Annotated in this window: 14 protein-coding genes; 11 read left to right on the top strand and 3 right to left on the bottom strand. The window is 70.8% G+C overall.

The features are described from left to right. Positions 1 to 145: 145 nt before the first annotated feature. The 3 genes from ABD466_RS38215 to ABD466_RS38225 form a co-directional block, all read right to left on the bottom strand. Entirely contained in the window at positions 146 to 1,351 is a 1,206-nt protein-coding gene (locus ABD466_RS38215) for a DUF5667 domain-containing protein (protein WP_344662169.1), read from the bottom strand. A gap of 263 nt (positions 1,352 to 1,614) precedes the next feature. After that, positions 1,615 to 2,388, bottom strand: a complete 774-nt coding sequence (locus tag ABD466_RS38220) for an ECF subfamily RNA polymerase sigma factor, BldN family (protein ID WP_425558847.1) — start codon at positions 2,386 to 2,388, stop codon at positions 1,615 to 1,617. A 447-nt stretch (positions 2,389 to 2,835) separates the two neighbouring features. Next, complete coding sequence (locus ABD466_RS38225) at positions 2,836 to 3,639, bottom strand: HAD family hydrolase (RefSeq protein WP_344662170.1); 804 nt, start codon at positions 3,637 to 3,639, stop codon at positions 2,836 to 2,838. Between the two features lie 68 nt (positions 3,640 to 3,707). On the opposite strand from ABD466_RS38225, the gene ABD466_RS38230 reads away from it, so the two are divergent. The 11 genes from ABD466_RS38230 (at position 3,708) to ABD466_RS38280 (ending at position 17,200) form a co-directional block, all read left to right on the top strand. Further along, complete coding sequence (locus ABD466_RS38230; RefSeq protein ID WP_344662171.1) at positions 3,708 to 4,001, top strand: glutaredoxin family protein; 294 nt, start codon at positions 3,708 to 3,710, stop codon at positions 3,999 to 4,001. 336 nt (positions 4,002 to 4,337) lie between these two features. Continuing rightward, positions 4,338 to 5,186: a redox-sensing transcriptional repressor Rex gene (locus ABD466_RS38235; RefSeq protein WP_344662172.1), complete on the top strand. Its 849-nt coding sequence runs from the start codon at positions 4,338 to 4,340 to the stop codon at positions 5,184 to 5,186. Next, the gene (locus ABD466_RS38240; protein WP_344662173.1) at positions 5,183 to 6,505 is read left to right on the top strand and encodes a glutamyl-tRNA reductase; all 1,323 of its coding nucleotides are present in this window, start codon (positions 5,183 to 5,185) and stop codon (positions 6,503 to 6,505) included. The genes ABD466_RS38235 and ABD466_RS38240 overlap by 4 nt, the downstream gene beginning before the upstream one ends. Continuing rightward, a complete protein-coding gene (gene hemC, locus ABD466_RS38245) occupies positions 6,502 to 7,476 on the top strand; it encodes a hydroxymethylbilane synthase (RefSeq protein WP_344662174.1) in 975 nt (324 codons plus the stop codon). The genes ABD466_RS38240 and hemC overlap by 4 nt, the downstream gene beginning before the upstream one ends. 56 nt (positions 7,477 to 7,532) lie before the next feature. Further along, positions 7,533 to 9,245 (top strand): bifunctional uroporphyrinogen-III C-methyltransferase/uroporphyrinogen-III synthase, encoded by a 1,713-nt coding sequence (locus tag ABD466_RS38250; RefSeq protein WP_425558848.1) that lies wholly within the window; start codon positions 7,533 to 7,535, stop codon positions 9,243 to 9,245. Between the two features lie 90 nt (positions 9,246 to 9,335). Then, complete coding sequence (locus ABD466_RS38255) at positions 9,336 to 9,794, top strand: DUF5709 domain-containing protein (protein WP_425558846.1); 459 nt, start codon at positions 9,336 to 9,338, stop codon at positions 9,792 to 9,794. A 73-nt stretch (positions 9,795 to 9,867) separates the two neighbouring features. Next, positions 9,868 to 10,839 carry a porphobilinogen synthase gene (gene hemB / locus ABD466_RS38260; protein WP_344662175.1) on the top strand — a complete coding sequence of 324 codons (972 nt, stop codon included), beginning with the start codon at positions 9,868 to 9,870 and terminating at the stop codon, positions 10,837 to 10,839. 464 nt (positions 10,840 to 11,303) lie between these two features. Further along, positions 11,304 to 13,247, top strand: coding sequence for an ABC transporter substrate-binding protein (locus ABD466_RS38265; protein ID WP_344662176.1), 1,944 nt, complete (start codon positions 11,304 to 11,306; stop codon positions 13,245 to 13,247). Positions 13,248 to 13,290: 43 nt separating this feature from the next. Then, on the top strand, positions 13,291 to 14,235 hold the full coding sequence (locus ABD466_RS38270) for an ABC transporter permease (protein WP_344662177.1): 945 nt from the start codon (positions 13,291 to 13,293) through the stop codon (positions 14,233 to 14,235). Then, entirely contained in the window at positions 14,236 to 15,168 is a 933-nt protein-coding gene (locus ABD466_RS38275) for an ABC transporter permease (protein ID WP_344662178.1), read from the top strand. A 7-nt stretch (positions 15,169 to 15,175) separates the two neighbouring features. After that, positions 15,176 to 17,200 carry an ABC transporter ATP-binding protein gene (locus ABD466_RS38280; RefSeq protein WP_344662179.1) on the top strand — a complete coding sequence of 675 codons (2,025 nt, stop codon included), beginning with the start codon at positions 15,176 to 15,178 and terminating at the stop codon, positions 17,198 to 17,200. The last annotated feature ends 83 nt before the right edge of the window (positions 17,201 to 17,283 follow it).

Genomic DNA, 17,283 nt, shown 5'->3' on the forward strand with positions numbered 1-17,283 from the left:
GGGCGCGAACGCGAAGCCACACCAACAACAACCCGCCCGACACCACAGCACCACAGCACCACACCCACAACCACCACGCCCACGCCCACGCCACGCCCAACCGCAGCGAACCGCGAACCGACCCCAAGACCGACGCGGCGCGTCCCTAGTTCGGATTCGGATCCGTGTTCGGCGGCGTGCTGCCCGGCGTCGTCGGCCCGGTGGCCGGCGCCGTGTTCCCGATGGTGATCCCGATCGGCGGCAGCCCGGTGATCAGCGGAGGGAGCGTGACCGTGGTGCTCGACGAGCCGATCGGCACCGAGACGTGCAGGGTCGAGGTCGGGTCGCTGCTCGGGGTGCCCGGGGCGCTCCCGGGCGGCTCGCCCGCCGTGCTGGTCGGCCCCCCGACCGCGGGCGGGCGCTGGCCCTCCGGCGGGTGCGCGCCGGGCGCGCCGGTGGGGGTCGGGGTCTGCGGCGGGTCCTGGTGCCGGCTGGAGGAGGACGACCCGCCGGCCGGGTGCTGCTGCGCGGCCCGCAGCTTGTCCAGGTTCGCCTGCGCCACTGTCATCCGCGCGCTCAGCCCGTTCATCAGTGCGACCAGGCGGCGGGCCTTGTCCTGGGTGTCCGGCGCCAGCAGCGTCTCCAGATCCACGGCCCGGGGCTGGTAGGTGGTCAGGAAGTTCTGCAGGTTCGCCAGCGCCTCGGCGTCGCCGGACTCGGCGAGCGGGGCCAGCAGTTGGCCGGCGTCGTCGACGTCCCGGTAGAGCAGGTCCATGGTCTCGGCGATGAGCTTGCTGTCGTCGGTGCCGTCGACGTTGGAGTCGTGGCGGTCCAGCAGCTTGTGGACCTCGGTCAGGCGGGTCTTGGCCTGCCCCAGGTACTGCTCGCCGCGCTCCAGGTCCGAGCCGGACACCGAGACCCGCATGTTCTCCAGGCTGCGCTTGACGCCGTAGAGCGGGTCGCCCGGCAGCGCCGAGGAGGCGGCCCAGGCCACGCCGCCGATCCCGCCGGACAGCACGCCGACCGCGACACCGCCGCCGATCAGCCGGCGTCGCCAGGGTGAGCGGCCGCGCACCAGCACGTCGCCGCCGGGCCCGTCGCCGGGCGCGTCGGCGTTGAACAGCACCAGGAAGTCGCGGTGCAGCCGGGCGCCCAGCGCCTCCTTGAACTCCGGGCGGACCACCGGGGGGCGGGTCCGGCCCTCCTCGATGACGTTCTCGACCACGCGCAGCATCAGCGCGGTCTCCGGGTCGACCGCCGGGGGCGGGACGAGCGTGGCGACACCCGCGCCGCCGTCCCGCGGGCCGTCGAGGCCGTCGAGCAGTTTGGCGAACTGCTCGGCCCGCTGGCGCTCGCCGAATCCTGCGGCCATGTGTCATCCCTTCCTTTTCCCGCATGCGGGAAGCCCACCCGTCGCCCCTGCGCCGCCCACCGCGGTGTCAAGACACCGACGCATTGTTAGACACCGACAGACGACAAAGGTTGTGCCCCCGGCTTGCAGCGGCATGTCTTTCGGCCACTGATTCACCCGTCAGAGTGAGTTGTTGGACAGCAGTGGACCCGTGCCCTGAAAACGAGCATCCCAGTTCACGGGTTACGGCGTGTCCCGCATACGGGTGGCGCCGGTTGGGGGTATTAGAGCGATTCGGCCGGCAGCAGGCGCGCGAGCGTGCGGACCGCGCGGTACTGGAGCGTCTTGATCGCGCCTTCGTTCTTGCCCATGATGTCGGCCGTCTCGGCCACCGACAAGCCCTGCAGGAATCGCAGCGTGACGCATTCGCGCTGTTGGTCGTTGAGCCGGTGGACGGCGTCGAGCAGGGCCTCGTTGGAAAGGTGCTCCAGCACCGACTCCTCCGGGGAGGCCTCGACCTCGTTGGAGTCCAGCATCTCGCCGGTGGAGACCTCCATGCGGTGCCGGGAGGACTTGAAGTGGTCGGCGACCAGATTGCGCGCGATGGTCACCAGCCACGCCCCGAAGTCGCGGCCCTGCCAGCTGAAGGTGGTGATCCGGCGCAGCGCGCGGACGAAGGTCTCGCTGGTGAGGTCCTCGGCCAGGGCGCGGGTGGAGACCCGGTAGTAGATGTAGCGGAAGACGGTGTCGCAGTAGATGCGGTAGAGCTCGCCGAAGGCGTCGGCGCTGCCCTCCTGGGCCAGCCGGACCAGGTGCACCATGGCCTCGGACTCGCCGTCGCCGGCCACCGGGCCGCCGGCGCGGTCCGCGGTGCCGGTGCCGCCTCCGGACCCTCCGGACCCGCCCCGGGCGGAGCCGGCCCCGACCCGGCCGGCGGCGTGCGCGCCGCCGCGCCCGGCCCCCTCCCCGGCCACCGTGCGGATGGCCTCGCGCAGCATGAGAAGACCGCGCTCCTGGCGGTCCAGCAGCGGCGCCGGCATCGGCAGGGGGGCGGGCATGGGCACGTGCGTGGACAGCACCTGCGTGGACAGCGACCCGGTGCGGGCGAACGGATCGCTCCCCACCTTCGCGCTGTAGCCGTTGAGTCCGTAGTTGTCCCGGTACACGTGTCTCCCGTGGCTCGGTTCTTTAGCGGTCCGAATGCTCGTGAGAAGCCTGTCGGTTGCAGAGTGTTCCGCCTCGATCACCGATCGTAGGGTTCACCATCGTACGGAATGAAGGTGGACCCGTGCGGGTGATTCCGGCTATTGCACCCTGAGGAAACACCCCCGTGGAGAGGAAGTCCGGTCGAGGTCCGCTGAGTGGACGACGTGTGTCCGGAGGACTTTAGAGGACTTCAGGGGGCCTCCCAAGCGTTTCGCAGGGGACTTCCAGAAGGTTGAACGGCATTTTGCCTGGAGATGGCACGGCGCCTATATGCGTGCGGTGAATTCGGTCGGTCGCATTCAGCCGCGATCCCCGGACCAGTGGGCCGCGGCGGCCGCCGCCCCGGCCGCCACCGCGCCGACCGCGGCCGCCGCGCCGGCCACCGGCAGACCGACCCCGGCGCGCCGGGTGGTGCGGTAGTCGACGATCGCCCAGCCGTTGTGCCGGGCGTGGCGGCGCAGCCCGCGGTCCGGGTTCACCGCGACCGGGTGCCCGACCAGCGACAGCAGCGGCAGGTCGTTGGCCGAGTCGCTGTAGGCGTAGCTGTGCGCCAGGTCCAGGCCGCGCTCCCGGGCGAGCCGCGCCACCTGCCGGGCCTTGTCCGGGCCGTGCAGCAGCGGGCCGGCGATGCGGCCGGTGTAGACGCCGTCGACCGACTCCGGCCGGGTGCCCAGCGCGCCGGTCAGCCCCAGCCGCACGGCGATCACCTGGGCCAGCTCGATCGGCGCGGCGGTGACCAGCCACACCTCCTTGCCGGTCAGCAGGTGCGCCTCGCTCAGCGCCCGGGTGCCGGGCCAGATCTTGTCGGCCAGGTAGTCGTCGTAGACCGCCTCGCAGATCTTCTCCATCCGGGCCACCTCGTGGCCCTTGACGAAGTCCAGGGCGTGCTCCTGCACGTCGTCCAGCAGTCCGGACTGCTCGCCGAAGACCCGGAACCGGACCTGGCGCAGCGCGTGCCCGGCGATCTCGCGCTTGGACACCATGCCGTGCGCGGTCAGGCCGCGGGCCAGGTGGAACAGGGAGGCGCCTTGGACCAGGGTGTTGTCCAGGTCGAAGAACGCTCCGGCGTGCCCGGCGTTCGACCCCGTCGCTTCGGTGCCCATGGGCTTTACTGTAGGCCCTGAGCGTGACGGATAGATGACCTCTGCGTGTTCTCCGTACGCTTTCGTGTGTGATCCGACGCCTCTTCAAGCGCCCCGGCGGCGCTCCCGTGACCGTGACCCTGGTCGGCAAGCCCGGCTGCCACCTCTGCGACGACGCGCGGGACATCGTCCGGCGGGTCGCGGCCGAGACCGGCGCCGACGTCGAGGAACTCGACATCACCGCCGACGGCTTCGACCCGGCGCTGAAGGAGGAGTACTGGGAGCAGATCCCGGTGACCCTGGTGAACGGCGCGCGGCACGACTTCTGGCGGGTCGACCCGGACCGGCTGCGCGCGGCGATCACCGCCGCCTCCCGGGCCTGAACGGGGCTCTGGCCTGGGCCGGACCGGACGTGATGTACGGCACTTCGCCGCCGGTCGGGTAACTATTCAGCCGTCAGTTCTCCCGACAATCCGGACATCGCGTCATGGGGTGACCGAAGAGACTTTGTGCGTGCGTTCACAAACGCCTATCGTGCTTGTCCAGAGGAACAAGCGCGCAAAGTCGCGCCGACCCCCGCCGCGCCGCGCTGCCAGGGCACCCCGCACCGGGCCCGAGACAGCGCCCCGCCCCGGGGGTTCCCCGCGGCGCGGGGTTCCAGAGCAGGACAGATCCACCGCACGACGGCAACGCCGAGCGCGAGCGCGATGAGGAGCAGCGTGGCCAGCACGAGCAGCAACGCGTCGGGCGGCACCGGTCCGGACTCCCGTTCCGGCAACGGCGCCTCGCTGCGCTCGTCGCGGCAGGGCATCCCGGAGGCCACGGTGGCCCGCCTGCCGGTCTACCTGCGGGCCCTGATAAGCATGCAGGAACGCGGCATCATCACGGTATCGAGTGAGGAACTGGCCGCCTCCGCCGGGGTCAACTCCGCGAAGCTCCGCAAGGACTTCTCCTACCTCGGCTCGTACGGCACCCGCGGCGTCGGGTACGAGGTCTCGTTCCTCGTCTACCAGATCTCCCGCGAACTCGGCCTGACCCAGGACTGGGCCGTGGCCATCATCGGCATCGGCAACCTGGGCCACGCCCTGGCCAACTACGGCGGCTTCGCCTCGCGCGGCTTCCGGGTCGCGGCGCTGTTCGACGCCGACCCGGCGCTCACCGGCTCGCTGGTGGCCGGGGTCCGGGTCCGGCACACCGACGAGCTGGAGTCCGCGATCCGGGGCCTGGGGATCTCGATCTTCGTGATCGCCACCCCGGCGCCGGCCGCCCAGGCCGTCGCCGACCGTCTGGTCGCGGCCGGGATCACCTCGATCCTGAACTTCGCGCCGGTGGTCCTGAACGTTCCCGAGGGCGTGGACGTGCGCAAGGTGGACCTGTCCATCGAACTGCAGATCCTCGCCTTCCATGAGCAGCGCAAGGGCGGGCACGCGCTGCCGCAGGCCGCGAGCGGAAGCGGGGCGGCGGATCCGGGCGGCGGCAGGCGTGCCGCCGGACCGGCCGCCGCGACCGTCGACGCCCCCGACCGGTCCCTGGACGCCTCTCTGATCGACACCGGGATCCCCTCGTGAGTCTTCTAGCCCTAGGACTGTCCCACCGGTCCGCACCCCACGCGCTCCTCGAGCGCGCGGCCCTGAGCACCGAGCGCACCGGGAAACTGCTGGCCGACCTCGCCGCCTCGCCGAACGTGCACGAGGCCGCGGCCCTGGCCACCTGCAACCGCATCGAGGTCTACGCCGGCGTCGACAAGTTCCACGCCGCCGTGACCGAGGTCACCGAACTGCTGTCGGTGCACACCGGGATCGCGCCGGCCGACCTGACCCCGCACCTGTACGTGCACTACGACGGCCGCGCCGTCCAGCACCTGTTCACCGTCGCCTGCGGCCTGGACTCGATGGTGGTCGGCGAGCCGCAGATCCTCGGGCAGATCCGCACCGCGCTGGCCACCGCCCAGGAGCTGGGCACCGCCGGGCGCTCGCTGAACGACCTGGTGCAGCAGGCGCTGCGGGTCGGCAAGCGCGCGCACAGCGAGACCGGTCTGGACCGGGCCGGGCAGTCGGTGGTGTCGGTGGCGCTCGACGCGGCCTACCGCGCCCTGGCCGTGGACGGGCCGACGGGGCTGCGGGCCCTGATCATCGGGGCCGGCTCCATGGCCGCGCTGGCCGCCGCGTCACTGAATCGGGCCGGCGTTCGTCACATGGTCGTGGCGAACAGAACGCAGGAGCGGGCCGAGCACCTCGCGGCGCAGTACGGCGGCGTGGCGGTCCCGATCGAGCAGATCGTGCCGGCGCTGGGCGAGGCCGACCTGGTGGTCGCGTGCACCGGCGCGCCGGGCCACGTGATCACCGCCGAGATGCTGACCCGCAGCGCGCACAGCCACCCGCTGGCGCTGGTGGACCTGGCCCTGCCCCGCGACGTGGATCCGGCGGTGCGCGTGCTGCCCGGGGTGCACGTCGTGGACCTGGAGCGGGTGGCCGAGGACGGCAGCGCGCAGGCCGCCGGGGCGGCCCAGGAGATAGCCGCGGTGCGGGACCTGGTCCTGGCCGAGGTCGAGGCCTACGCCGCCGCGCAGCGGGCGGACGCCGTGGCGCCGACCGTGGCCGCGCTCCGGGTGATGGCCGCCGACGTGGTCCGCGCCGAACTGGAGCGGCTGCGCGGCAAGACCCCGGGGCTGGGCGACCGGGACCGCGCCGAGGTCGAGCAGACCGTGCGCCGGGTCGTCGACAAACTCCTGCACGTGCCGACGGTGCGCGTGAAGCAACTCGCCGGCGCCCCCGGCGGATCCTCCTACGCCGAGGCGCTGCGTGAGCTCTTCGGCCTCGACCCGGCCTCGGTGGAGGCCGTCAGCGCGGCGAACGCCGCGGGCACGACGAATGAGGTGTCAGCATGACCGGGAGTCCGGCCCAAGGCGGATCGCCCGCCCCCGGTGACCAGTCCGGCCGGCCCGGCGGACCACCCCCGCTGCGGCTCGGGACCCGGGCCAGCGCCCTGGCCCTGGCGCAGTCCGGGATGGCGGCCGCGGCCCTGACCGCGGCCACCGGCCGCGCGGTGGAGCTGGTCCACATCACCACGTACGGCGACACCTCGCGTGAGGCGCTGTCGCAGATCGGCGGCACCGGGGTGTTCGTCAACGCCCTGCGGGACGCGCTGTACGCGGGCGAGGTCGACTTCGCGGTGCACTCCCTCAAGGACCTGCCGACCGCCGCGCCCGAGGGGCTGCACCTGGCGGCGGTGACCGAGCGGGCCGCGGTGAACGACGCGCTGGTCGCCCGGGACGGGCTCAAGCTCGCCGACCTGCCGGCCGGAGCGAAGGTCGGCACCGGCGCGGCGCGCCGGATGGCGCTGCTCCGGATGCTGCGGCCGGATCTGGAGGTCGTGCCGATCCGCGGCAACGTGGACACCCGCGTCGGCTATGTCCGCTCCGGCGAGCTGGACGCGGTGGTGCTGGCGCTCGCCGGGCTGCGGCGGCTGGGCCGGGAGGACGAGGCCACCGAGGTCTTCGGCCCCGAGGTGATGCTGCCCTCGCCGGGCCAGGGCGCGCTGGCGATCGAGTGCCGCGACGACGCGCTCGTGCCGCTGCTGGCCACCCTGGACGACCCGCTCACCCGGGCCGCGGTCACCGCCGAGCGGACCATGCTGGCGGTGCTGGAGGCCGGCTGCTCGGCCCCGGTCGGCGGCCACGCGGTCGCCGCCGATGACAACGTTTTGTCGTTGACCGGCCTGGTTGCTACCGTCAGCGGGTCCGCCTGCCTGCGGCGCTCGGCCACCGGACCGGTCGCGGACGCCGAAGGGCTCGGGCGGCGGCTGGCCGAGGCGCTGCTGGCCGAGGGCGCCGCCGAGCTGATGGAGCGTGAGGCGTGAGCCGGGCCGCGAGCGAGATGTTGGAAGTGCTGGTGGGCGCCAAGGGCGGCGCCGGGATGACGGACGGTGGGGGTGAGGCGGGCATGGTGACGACGACTCGACGAGGTTCGGCCTCTGCACTCGATTCCTGTGGGACGACGGCGCTGCTGGCGTTCGTCGGCGCGGGCCCCGGCGACCCCGAACTGCTGACCCTGCGCGCGGTGGCGCTGCTGCAGGGCGCTGACGTGGTGGCCGCCGAGACCGGGCTGGTGGAGCGGCTCCGCCGGCACATCAACCCCGAGGCGCTGATCGTGCCGGTGGTCGAGAGCGAGCGGGCCGAGCTGGGCGAGCTCGGGGACGCGGCGGTGTCGCTGACGCCGGCCTCCCGGATGAAGAACCTGCTGGCCGAGGTGGCCGAGGGCCGCCGGGTGGTGCGGCTGACGGCGGGCGACCCGGGCCTGTCCGGCGTGGTCGCGGCCGAGGCGGCGCTGTGCGCCAAGGCCGGCGTGGTCTACGAGATCGTGCCGGGTGTGGCGACGTCCACCGCGGTGCCGCTGTACGCGGGCATCCCGCTGGGGCGGTCGTCGGGGCAGGGCGGTGTGCGGATCCGGTCGCTGGCCGACGTCGCGGACTCGGCCGGCAAGCCCGGCACCGGACCCCTGAACACCCACGAGACGTTGGTGATGGTCGGGCCGGCGCACCTGCTGGAGGCGGCCGCGGCCGCGCTGCAGGCGACCGGGCTGGCGAAGGCGACGACACCGGTGTCGGTGACCGCCGACGGCTCGCTGACCTCGCAGCGGACGGTGGTCTCGACGCTGGCGCGGGTGGCGATCGAGGCCTCGGCGCTGATCGCGGCCGGCGGCGAGGTCGTCGTGGTGGTCGGGGCCGCGGTCGCGGACCGGGCGGCGCTGTCGTGGTACGAGACGAAGCCGCTGTTCGGCTGGAAGGTCCTGGTGCCGCGGACGAAGGAGCAGGCCGAGGGCCTGTCGACGCGGCTGCGCGGGTACGGCGCGGTGTCGCACGAGGTGCCGACCATCGCCGTGGAGCCGCCGCGGACGCCGCAGCAGATGGAGCGCGCGGTCAAGGGGCTCGTCACCGGCCGGTACGAGTGGGTCGCGTTCACGTCGCAGAACGCGGTGAAGGCGATCCGGGAGAAGTTCGAGGAGTACGGGCTCGACGCCCGGGCCTTCGCCGGGATCAAGGTGGCGGCGGTGGGCGAGGCCACGGCCGCCGCGCTGGTGGCCTTCGGCGTGCAGCCGGACCTGGTGCCCTCCGGCGAGCAGTCGGCGGCCGGGCTGCTGGAGGACTTCCCGGCCTACGACCCGGTGTTCGACCCGATCGAGCGGGTCTTCCTGCCGCGGGCCGACATCGCCACGGACACCCTCATCGCCGGGCTCATCGAGCTCGGGTGGGAGGTCGACGACGTCACGGCCTACCGGACCGTGCGGGCGGCGCCGCCGCCGGCCGAGGTGCGGGAGGCGATCAAGGGCGGCGGGTTCGACGCGGTGCTGTTCACCTCGTCCTCGACGGTCCGGAACCTGGTCGGCATCGCGGGCAAGCCGCACGCGGCGACCGTGATCGCGTGCATCGGGCCGCAGACCGCGAAGACGGCCGAGGAGCACGGGCTGCGGGTGGACGTGATGGCGCCTTCGGCTTCGGTGGTGGCGCTCGCGGACGCGCTCGCGGACTTCGGCGAGACCCGCCGGGTCTCGGCGCTGGCCGCCGGGGAGCCGGTGTACCGGCCCTCGGAGCGGCGGCCGGGCGGGCGCCGGCGTTCGTCGGCGCGCTGAACCGGAGCGACGGGCGGCCTGGAAGCGCAGGCTGAGCGGACGACCCACCGATGAGTTGCGGCCGTCGGTGGGAAGTGGTCGGGTATTCGCATGAGCAGTGGCTTCGCGGACGACGTATACCTGCCGCAGCCGGACGCCGACGCCCAGGACATGATCGAGCAGCTCGACGGCTCCGACACCCTGGTCCCGGGCCCGGACGAGCTGGAGACCGGCTATTCGCCGCCGGACCGGCCGATCGCGCTGCGCGGTCCGGAGACGCTCGACGAGCGGCTCGCCGAGGAGCTCCCCGACGTCGCGCCCCCGCCGGAGGACTGGGACGGCATCGGCGACCACGCCGGCAACGACGGCGAGGCGATGGGCGACCAGGTCGGCGGCCGCCGGGCCGGGCGGTTGATGGCGCCGGACGAGGGCGCGCACGGGGGCGGGAACGCGGACCTCGCGGCGTGGGACGTCGGGATCGACGGTGGGGCGGCCTCCGCGGAGGAGGCGGCCATGCACGTGGTCGACGACGAGGAGCTCGAGGACGAGTTCGACGACGCCGTGGAGTGAGATCCGTCGCGGACCGGCCGCCGCCGCTGCTTTCGTGCCCCGCGGCCGAAAATCCGCGAGTACCCTCAAATGTATGAGCTTTCCGCAGGACCGCCCCCGCCGCCTCCGTACCAGTCCGGCCATGCGTCGCCTCGTCGCGGAGACGCGGCTGCATCCCGCCGACTTCATCCTTCCGCTGTTCGTGAAGGAGACCGTCGACGAGCCGACGCCCATCGCGTCGATGCCGGGCGTCCTGCAGCACACGCTCGGCTCCGTCCGCAAGGCCGCCGCCGAGGCCGTCGCCGAGGGCCTCGGCGGGGTCATGCTCTTCGCCGTCCCCGCGCACAAGGACGCCCGCGGGTCGGCCGGCACGGATCCGCACGGCATCCTGCAACGGGCCCTCAGCGAAGTGCGCGAGGAAGTCGGCGACCGGATCGTGATCATGTCCGATCTCTGTCTGGACGAGTTCACCGACCACGGGCATTGCGGGGTTCTGCGCGCGGACGGATCGGTCGACAATGACGCGACGTTGGAGCGGTACGGCGAGATGGCCGTGCGGCAGGCCGAGGCCGGGGCGCACATGCTGGGGCCGAGCGGAATGATGGACGGGCAGGTGGGATACGTCCGCGGCGTGCTGGACGAGTCCGGTTTGCAGGACACGGCGATCCTGGCTTATTCCGCTAAGTATGCGAGTGCGTTCTTTGGTCCGTTTAGGGACGCCGTGGAATCGAGTTTGCAGGGGGACCGGCGCACTTATCAGCAGGATCCCGCCAATGCCCTGGAGTCGTTGCGCGAGGTGCGGCTCGATGTGGCGGAGGGCGCGGACATGGTGATGGTGAAGCCGGCGATGTCCTATCTGGACGTGGTGCGGCAGGTGACCGACGCGGTCGACGTGCCGGTGGCCGCGTACCAGGTGTCGGGGGAGTACGCGATGGTGGAGGCCGCGGCCGCCAACGGGTGGCTGGACCGGGAGCGGACCATCCTGGAGACCCTGACGTCCGTGCGGCGGGCGGGAGCGACCTCGGTGCTGACGTACTGGGCGGTGGAGGCCGCGCGCATGCTTTAGCGCTTTCGCGAAGAGCCGGGGAACGCCACCCTTCTGGGAACCCCCTCACCCCTTGTCGGACCCTTGCGAGGGCTCGAGAAGGCCGGTGAGGGGGTTCATCCGTTATCCGATCTTGGTATTCCCGATGGAAACGAGTGGATATAAAGGTGATGTGCCGGCGAGGCGGTGAACTGCGGGGACAATGAAGTGATCTTGAAAGGCCGTTCCCGGGAGCCCGAGATGTCGATCTTGTTAAATCCCCGCGGGCACGGCCCATACCACGTTCGTGCGTCTTTCGACATCGATTTCGTTGCCGATCCGTGATCGCTTTTCCCTCATTGTTGGGCCACTGTATGCAGGAGTGGTCGTGAGCCACCCTCGGCGCCACTGCCTGTCATCACGCCTTTGTCGCTGTCGGCTGCGCTCACAACCGCGACCGGCCCGGATCCACACACCGAGCCGGATCCGTCGAAGGGGAGGGCTTGATGGCCGTCAGCAATACCCGAAGGTTCGTGGCGATGGTGGGCGTTCTCGCCACCGTCACCGCCGCTGCCGCTTGTGGCAGTTCCAAGTCCAGCAGCGGACCGAAGCAGAACAACATCACCAGCAGCAACACGGCCTCGACGCCGACCAGCTCGGGCCCGGCCGCGAAGCAGGGCGGCACGGCGCGCGTGGCGGAGTGGCCGGCCGGGTCGTTCCCGGACGCCATTTGGCCGTTCATGTCGATCGACCAGCTGAGCACGCAGAACGCGGGCCAGTTCCAGTACTTCTTCTACCGTCCGCTGTACTTCGTCGGCCTGAACGACAAGCTGGCGGTCAACTACGACATGGGCCCGGCCGACAAGCCGACCTGGAGCTCGGACGGCAAGACCATCACCGTCCCGATGAAGTCCAGCTGGCAGTGGAGCAACGGTGAGAAGGTCACCGGGCAGGACGTCCAGTTCTGGCTGAACATGATGAAGGCCGAGCACGACAACCTCGGGTACTACAGCGCGCCGAACGACGTCGTCGGGGTGAAGTACCTGCCGGACAACATCGTGTCCACCAAGGTGAGCGACTCCAGCATCGAGATCACCTTCGACCAGCCCTACAACCAGGACTACATCGTCGGCAACGCCCTGCAGACGGTGACGCCGATGCCGCTGGCCTGGGACGTCACCGACGACAAGGGCACCAAGGGCAAGTGCTCGGCGGACACCCTGGACTCGCCGACGCTGAAGGCCGACTGCGAGGCGGTCTGGAAGTACATGTCGGGGGCCGGCAAGGACGTGAAGTCCTTCGCGACCAACCCGCTGTGGAAGATCGTCGACGGCCCCTGGGTCCTGAAGGGCTTCAACGCCACCAGCGGCGCGTTCGAGATCAGCAAGAACGACAAGTTCGGCGGTGAGCACAAGCCGTACCTGGACGAGGTCGACTTCGTCTCCTACACCGGCCCGGACGCCGAGTGGAAGGACCTGCAGGCCGGGTCCTCCCAGGCGAACGCCCTGCAGATCGGCGTCTTCCCGTCCGCGAACACGCCGCAGTACAACAAGGACGACCTCCAGAAGGGCAACCCGCTGGCGTCGGCCGGGTACCTGCTCGAGAAGGGCGCACTGCTCGACTCGATCGGCTACTACCAGGTGAACTTCGGGTCCAAGGCCCACGGCAACCTGTTCAAGCAGGCGTACTTCACCAAGGTGCTGCAGGACGAGATGGACCAGCAGGGTGCCATCGACGGCCCGTACAAGGGCTGGGGTTACCCGACCACCGGCATCGTGCCCGGCTCGCCCGAGGGCAACCCGCTGTCCCCGGCCGCCAAGGCCGCCGCGGCCAAGTACGACCCGGCCGAGGCCAAGCAGCTGATGACGCAGCACGGCTGGGACCTGAGCACCACCCCGGCCACCTGCAAGAGCCCGGGCACCGGTGACAACCAGTGCGGCGCCGGCATCAACGCCGGTGACAAGGCCGAGTTCACCATCGAGTACCCGACGGCGCACCCGGCGCTGGACACGGTGATGCAGGCGTACAAGAACGCCGCGGCCAAGGCCGGCGTGGCGATCACCGTCACCACCAAGACGCAGAACACGCTGGGCAGTGAGCTGGTCGCCTGCTCGCCGGACAAGCCGGCCGGCTGCCAGTGGGACGCGATCCTGTACGGCGGCTGGGTGTACTCCCTGCTGCCGACCGCCGACTCGCTGCTGACCACCGGCGCGGGCTCGAACATCTACGGCTTCTCGGACCCCAAGTTCGACGCCGCCGTGGCCAAGACGGTCAAGAGCAGCGACCCGCAGGCCTGGTACGACTACGAGGCCTACGCCTCGTCGATCTCGCTGCCGCTGATCTGGATGCACAACAACGTCTGGGTCTGGGCCGTGGCGAAGGGCTTCCACGACTCCGGTCAGGACGCCTTCCAGGGCTTCGAGCCCGAGTTCTGGTACTACACCCAGTGATCAAGTGCACTGACGTCACCGCGACCCCCGGCGGGGGGTCGCGGTGACCGCCTACCTGATCCGCCGCACTCTGCAGGCGATCGCCACCCTGTTCATCGTTTCGATCGCCACCTTCGGTCTGCTGCACCTGATGCCCAACGGCGTGGTGCGCGGGATGCTCGGCCAGAAGGCCACGCCCGACCAGATCGCGTATCTGACCCACAAGCTCGGCCTGGACCGGAACCTGTTCGACCAGTACTGGATCTGGCTCAAGAAGCTGGTCCAGGGCGACCTCGGCTTCAGCTACCAGTACAACCAGTCGGTGGACGACCTGATCAAGGAGCGGCTGGGGCAGTCCGCCTATCTGGTGGGCCTGTCGCTGCTGATCACCATCGTGCTGGCGGTGCCGATCGGGGTGCTGCAGGCCACTCGCCGCAACAGCATCACCGACTACACCCTCACGACGGTGTCCTTCGTGGCCTACGCGGTGCCGGTGTTCTTCATCGGTGTCATCCTCCGCCAGGTCTTCCAGGTGGAACTGCACTGGATCCCGACCGCGAACCAGATCGACTCCTTCCACGCCGCCTTCACCCAGCCGGTGCAGATGATCCTCCCGGTGGGGACGCTGGTGATCGGCCTGGTCGCCGGGTACAGCCGGTACATGCGCTCGTCGATGCTGGACGAGCTCACCCAGGACTACGTCCGCACGGCGACCGCCAAGGGCGCGACCAAGCGCCGCGTGCTCTACGGGCACGTGCTGCGCAACGCGACGATCCCGATGGCCACGCTCGTCGGACTGTCGCTGCCCGGCCTGGTGGGCGGTGCGCTGCTGGTGGAGCAGGTCTTCAACATCCAGGGCCTCGGTCTGCTGACGATCAACGCCGCGCAGCGGAACGACTACGTGGTCGTGCTGGGCACCACCATGCTGACCGCGCTGGCGACCGTGATCGGTTCCCTGGTGGCCGACATCTCCTACGCGGCCCTGGACCCGCGAGTGAGGCTCACGTAAATGGTCATGTCTCCTGCTTTCCCCGAGCAAGGGGATCCGACGGTCCCGACGGACCAGATGCTCGGCCTCGCCCCGGCGGAGAAGCCGCGCTCGATGTTCCGGCGCGGCCTGGAGGTGTTCGTCGAGAACAAGCTCGCGGTCGTCGCGGTCGGCGTGCTGCTCTTCTACATCCTGTTCTGCTACCTCGGGCCGCTGTTCTACCACGGCAACACCACCGACGTGCAGATGGGCGAGATCACCCTGCCGCCCGGCGCCGGGCACCCGCTGGGCACCGACAAGGACGGGATCGACGAGCTCGGCAAGCTGATGAAGGCGGGGCAGATCACCCTCGAGGTCGGCATCAGCTCCGGTCTGCTGGCCTCGCTGATCGGCATGCTCTACGGCGCGATCGCCGGTTATGTCGGCGGCTGGGTCGACTCGCTGATGATGCGCACCATCGACGCGCTGCTGTCCATCCCGATCATCTTCGCCCTGATCTACCTGTCCTCCACCCGCGGGCACACCAAGACGGTCTTCATCCTGACCATCGCGCTGACCAGCTGGTTCAGCCTGACCCGCCTGACCCGCGGGGACACGCTGACCATCAAGGTGCGCGACTACGTCGCGGCCTGCCGGATGATGGGCGGGCGGAACCTGCGGATCATCGGGCGGCACATCCTGCCGAACACCATCGGCACCACGATCGTCAACACCTCGCTGACCATCGCCAACTCGGTGTTCGCGCTGTCCGTCCTGAGCTACATCGGGCTGGGCCTGCAGGCTCCCGAGGACGACTGGGGCGGCATGTTCGCCACCGGGTCCAGCTACCTGGACCAGAACTACTGGTGGATGATCTATCCGCCCGGCGTGTCCATCGTGCTCATCATCATCAGCTGCAACTTCATCGGCGACGCGCTGCGTGACGCCTTCGAGACCCGGCTCCAGAAGCGGTGAGGCGGCCATGGCACTACTAGAGGTCCAGAACCTCCACACCGAGATCAGGCTCAAGCGCTCGGTGGTCCGCGCCGTCGACGGCATCAGCTTCAGCGTCGAGGCCGGCGAGACCATCGGCATCGTCGGCGAGTCCGGCTGCGGCAAGACCATGACCGCGATGTCGATCATGCGGCTGCTGCCCAACGGCGGCTCCAGCCCGGACGGCAACATCTTCCTGGACGGCCGGGACCTGCTGCAGCTCGACGACGACGAGATGGCCGGGGTCCGGGGCAACGACATCGGGATGATCTTCCAGGACCCGATGACCTCGCTGAACCCGACGATGACCATCGGCAAGCAGATCTCCGAGTCGGTGCGCATCCACCGCGGGGCCGGCAAGCAGGAGGCCCACGACCGCGCGGTCGAGGTGCTGCAGCTGGTTGGCATGCCCAGCCCGCAGCAGCGGGCCCGGGACTACCCGCACCAGCTCTCCGGCGGCATGCGCCAGCGCGCGATGATCGCGATGGCCCTGGCCAACGAGCCCAAGCTGCTGATCGCCGACGAGCCGACCACCGCGCTCGACGTCACGGTGCAGAAGCAGATCCTGGAGCTGATCGACAGCCTGCGGGAGCGGCTGGGCATGGCGGTCATCCTGGTCACCCACGACCTGGGCGTGATCGCCGGCCGCGCGGACCGGGTGAACGTGATGTACGCCGGCCGGATCGTGGAGACCACGCAGACCGAGCGGCTGTACGCCAACCCGCGGCACCCCTACACCGAGGCGCTGTTCGACTCGCTGCCCGAGCGCGGGGCCGAGAGCGGCACCCGGCTGTACTCGATCCCGGGCCTGCCGCCGGATCTGACCGACCCGCCGAAGGCCTGCCGCTTCGCGGCGCGCTGCCGGTACGCGCAGGACGACTGCCGCGCGCAGGACCCGCCGCACCGGGTCGACGAGGTCGGCCACGAGTTCGCCTGCTTCCACCCGGTGGGCGCCGCCGAGCGCTCCGGCGAGGACGTGGTGGTGACGCTCACCGAGCGCACCTCGGCCCGGGAGATCCCGAGCGCGGAGATCGGCGAGGTCCTGCTGGAGGTCACCGACCTGGTCAAGGACTACCCGATCACCAAGGGCCTGCTGCGCCGGCAGATCGGCTCGGTCAGCGCCGTGGCCGGGGTGTCGTTCAGCATCCGCCGGGGCGAGACGGTGGGCCTGGTCGGGGAGTCCGGCTGCGGCAAGACCACGGTGGCCAAGCTGATCGCGGGCCTGGAGGCCACGACCTCCGGGTCGATGCGGCTGGCCGGCGCCGACCTGGCCGGGCTCAAGACCCGGGAGCGCCGCAAGTACGCCAAGGACGTCCAGCTGATGTTCCAGGACAGCTACGCCGCGATGGACCCGCGGATGCGGGTGCGCACGGTGGTCCGGGAGCCGCTGGACATCCAGAAGGTCGGCGACAAGGCCTCCCGGGAGGCGCGGATCAAGGAGCTCTTCGACCAGGTCGGCCTGCCGGCCTCGGCGCTGGAGCGCTATCCGCACGAGTTCTCCGGCGGCCAGCGGCAGCGTGTCGGCTTCGCCCGGGCCCTGGCGCCGGCGCCGAAGCTGATCATCGCCGACGAGCCGGTCTCGGCGCTGGACGTGTCGATCCAGTCGCAGGTGCTCAACCTGATGAAGGACCTGCAGACCGAGCTCGGCCTGTCCTACCTGTTCATCTCGCACGACCTGTCGGTGGTCCGGTACCTGTCCGACCGGATCGGCGTGATGTACCTGGGCAAGCTGGTGGAGATCGGCCCGGCCGACGCGGTGTACTCGCGGCCGGTCCACCACTACACCCGCGGCCTGCTCGACACCATCCCGGTCGCCGACCCGGAGGTGGAGAAGGCCAAGGCCGACGCCGGCGTGGCCGGCGAGCTGCCCAGCGCCATCGAGCCGCCCTCGGGCTGCCGGTTCCGCACGCGGTGCCCGGCGGCGCAGGAGATCTGCGGCCAGGTGGAGCCGCCGTTGTCGGAGTACGGCACCGACGGGCACCAGGCGGCGTGTCACTTCCCGATCTGGAAGTGACAGTCTCAGAAGGGTCGGCGGGCAGGTAAGGGGTCCACGCCGCGGAGGCTCTGACGCCTTCTCAGATTGTGGACACAACTGAA

It is taken from the genome of Catenulispora subtropica (genome assembly GCF_039531675.1).
Classification (GTDB): Bacteria; Actinomycetota; Actinomycetes; order Streptomycetales; family Catenulisporaceae; genus Catenulispora; species Catenulispora subtropica.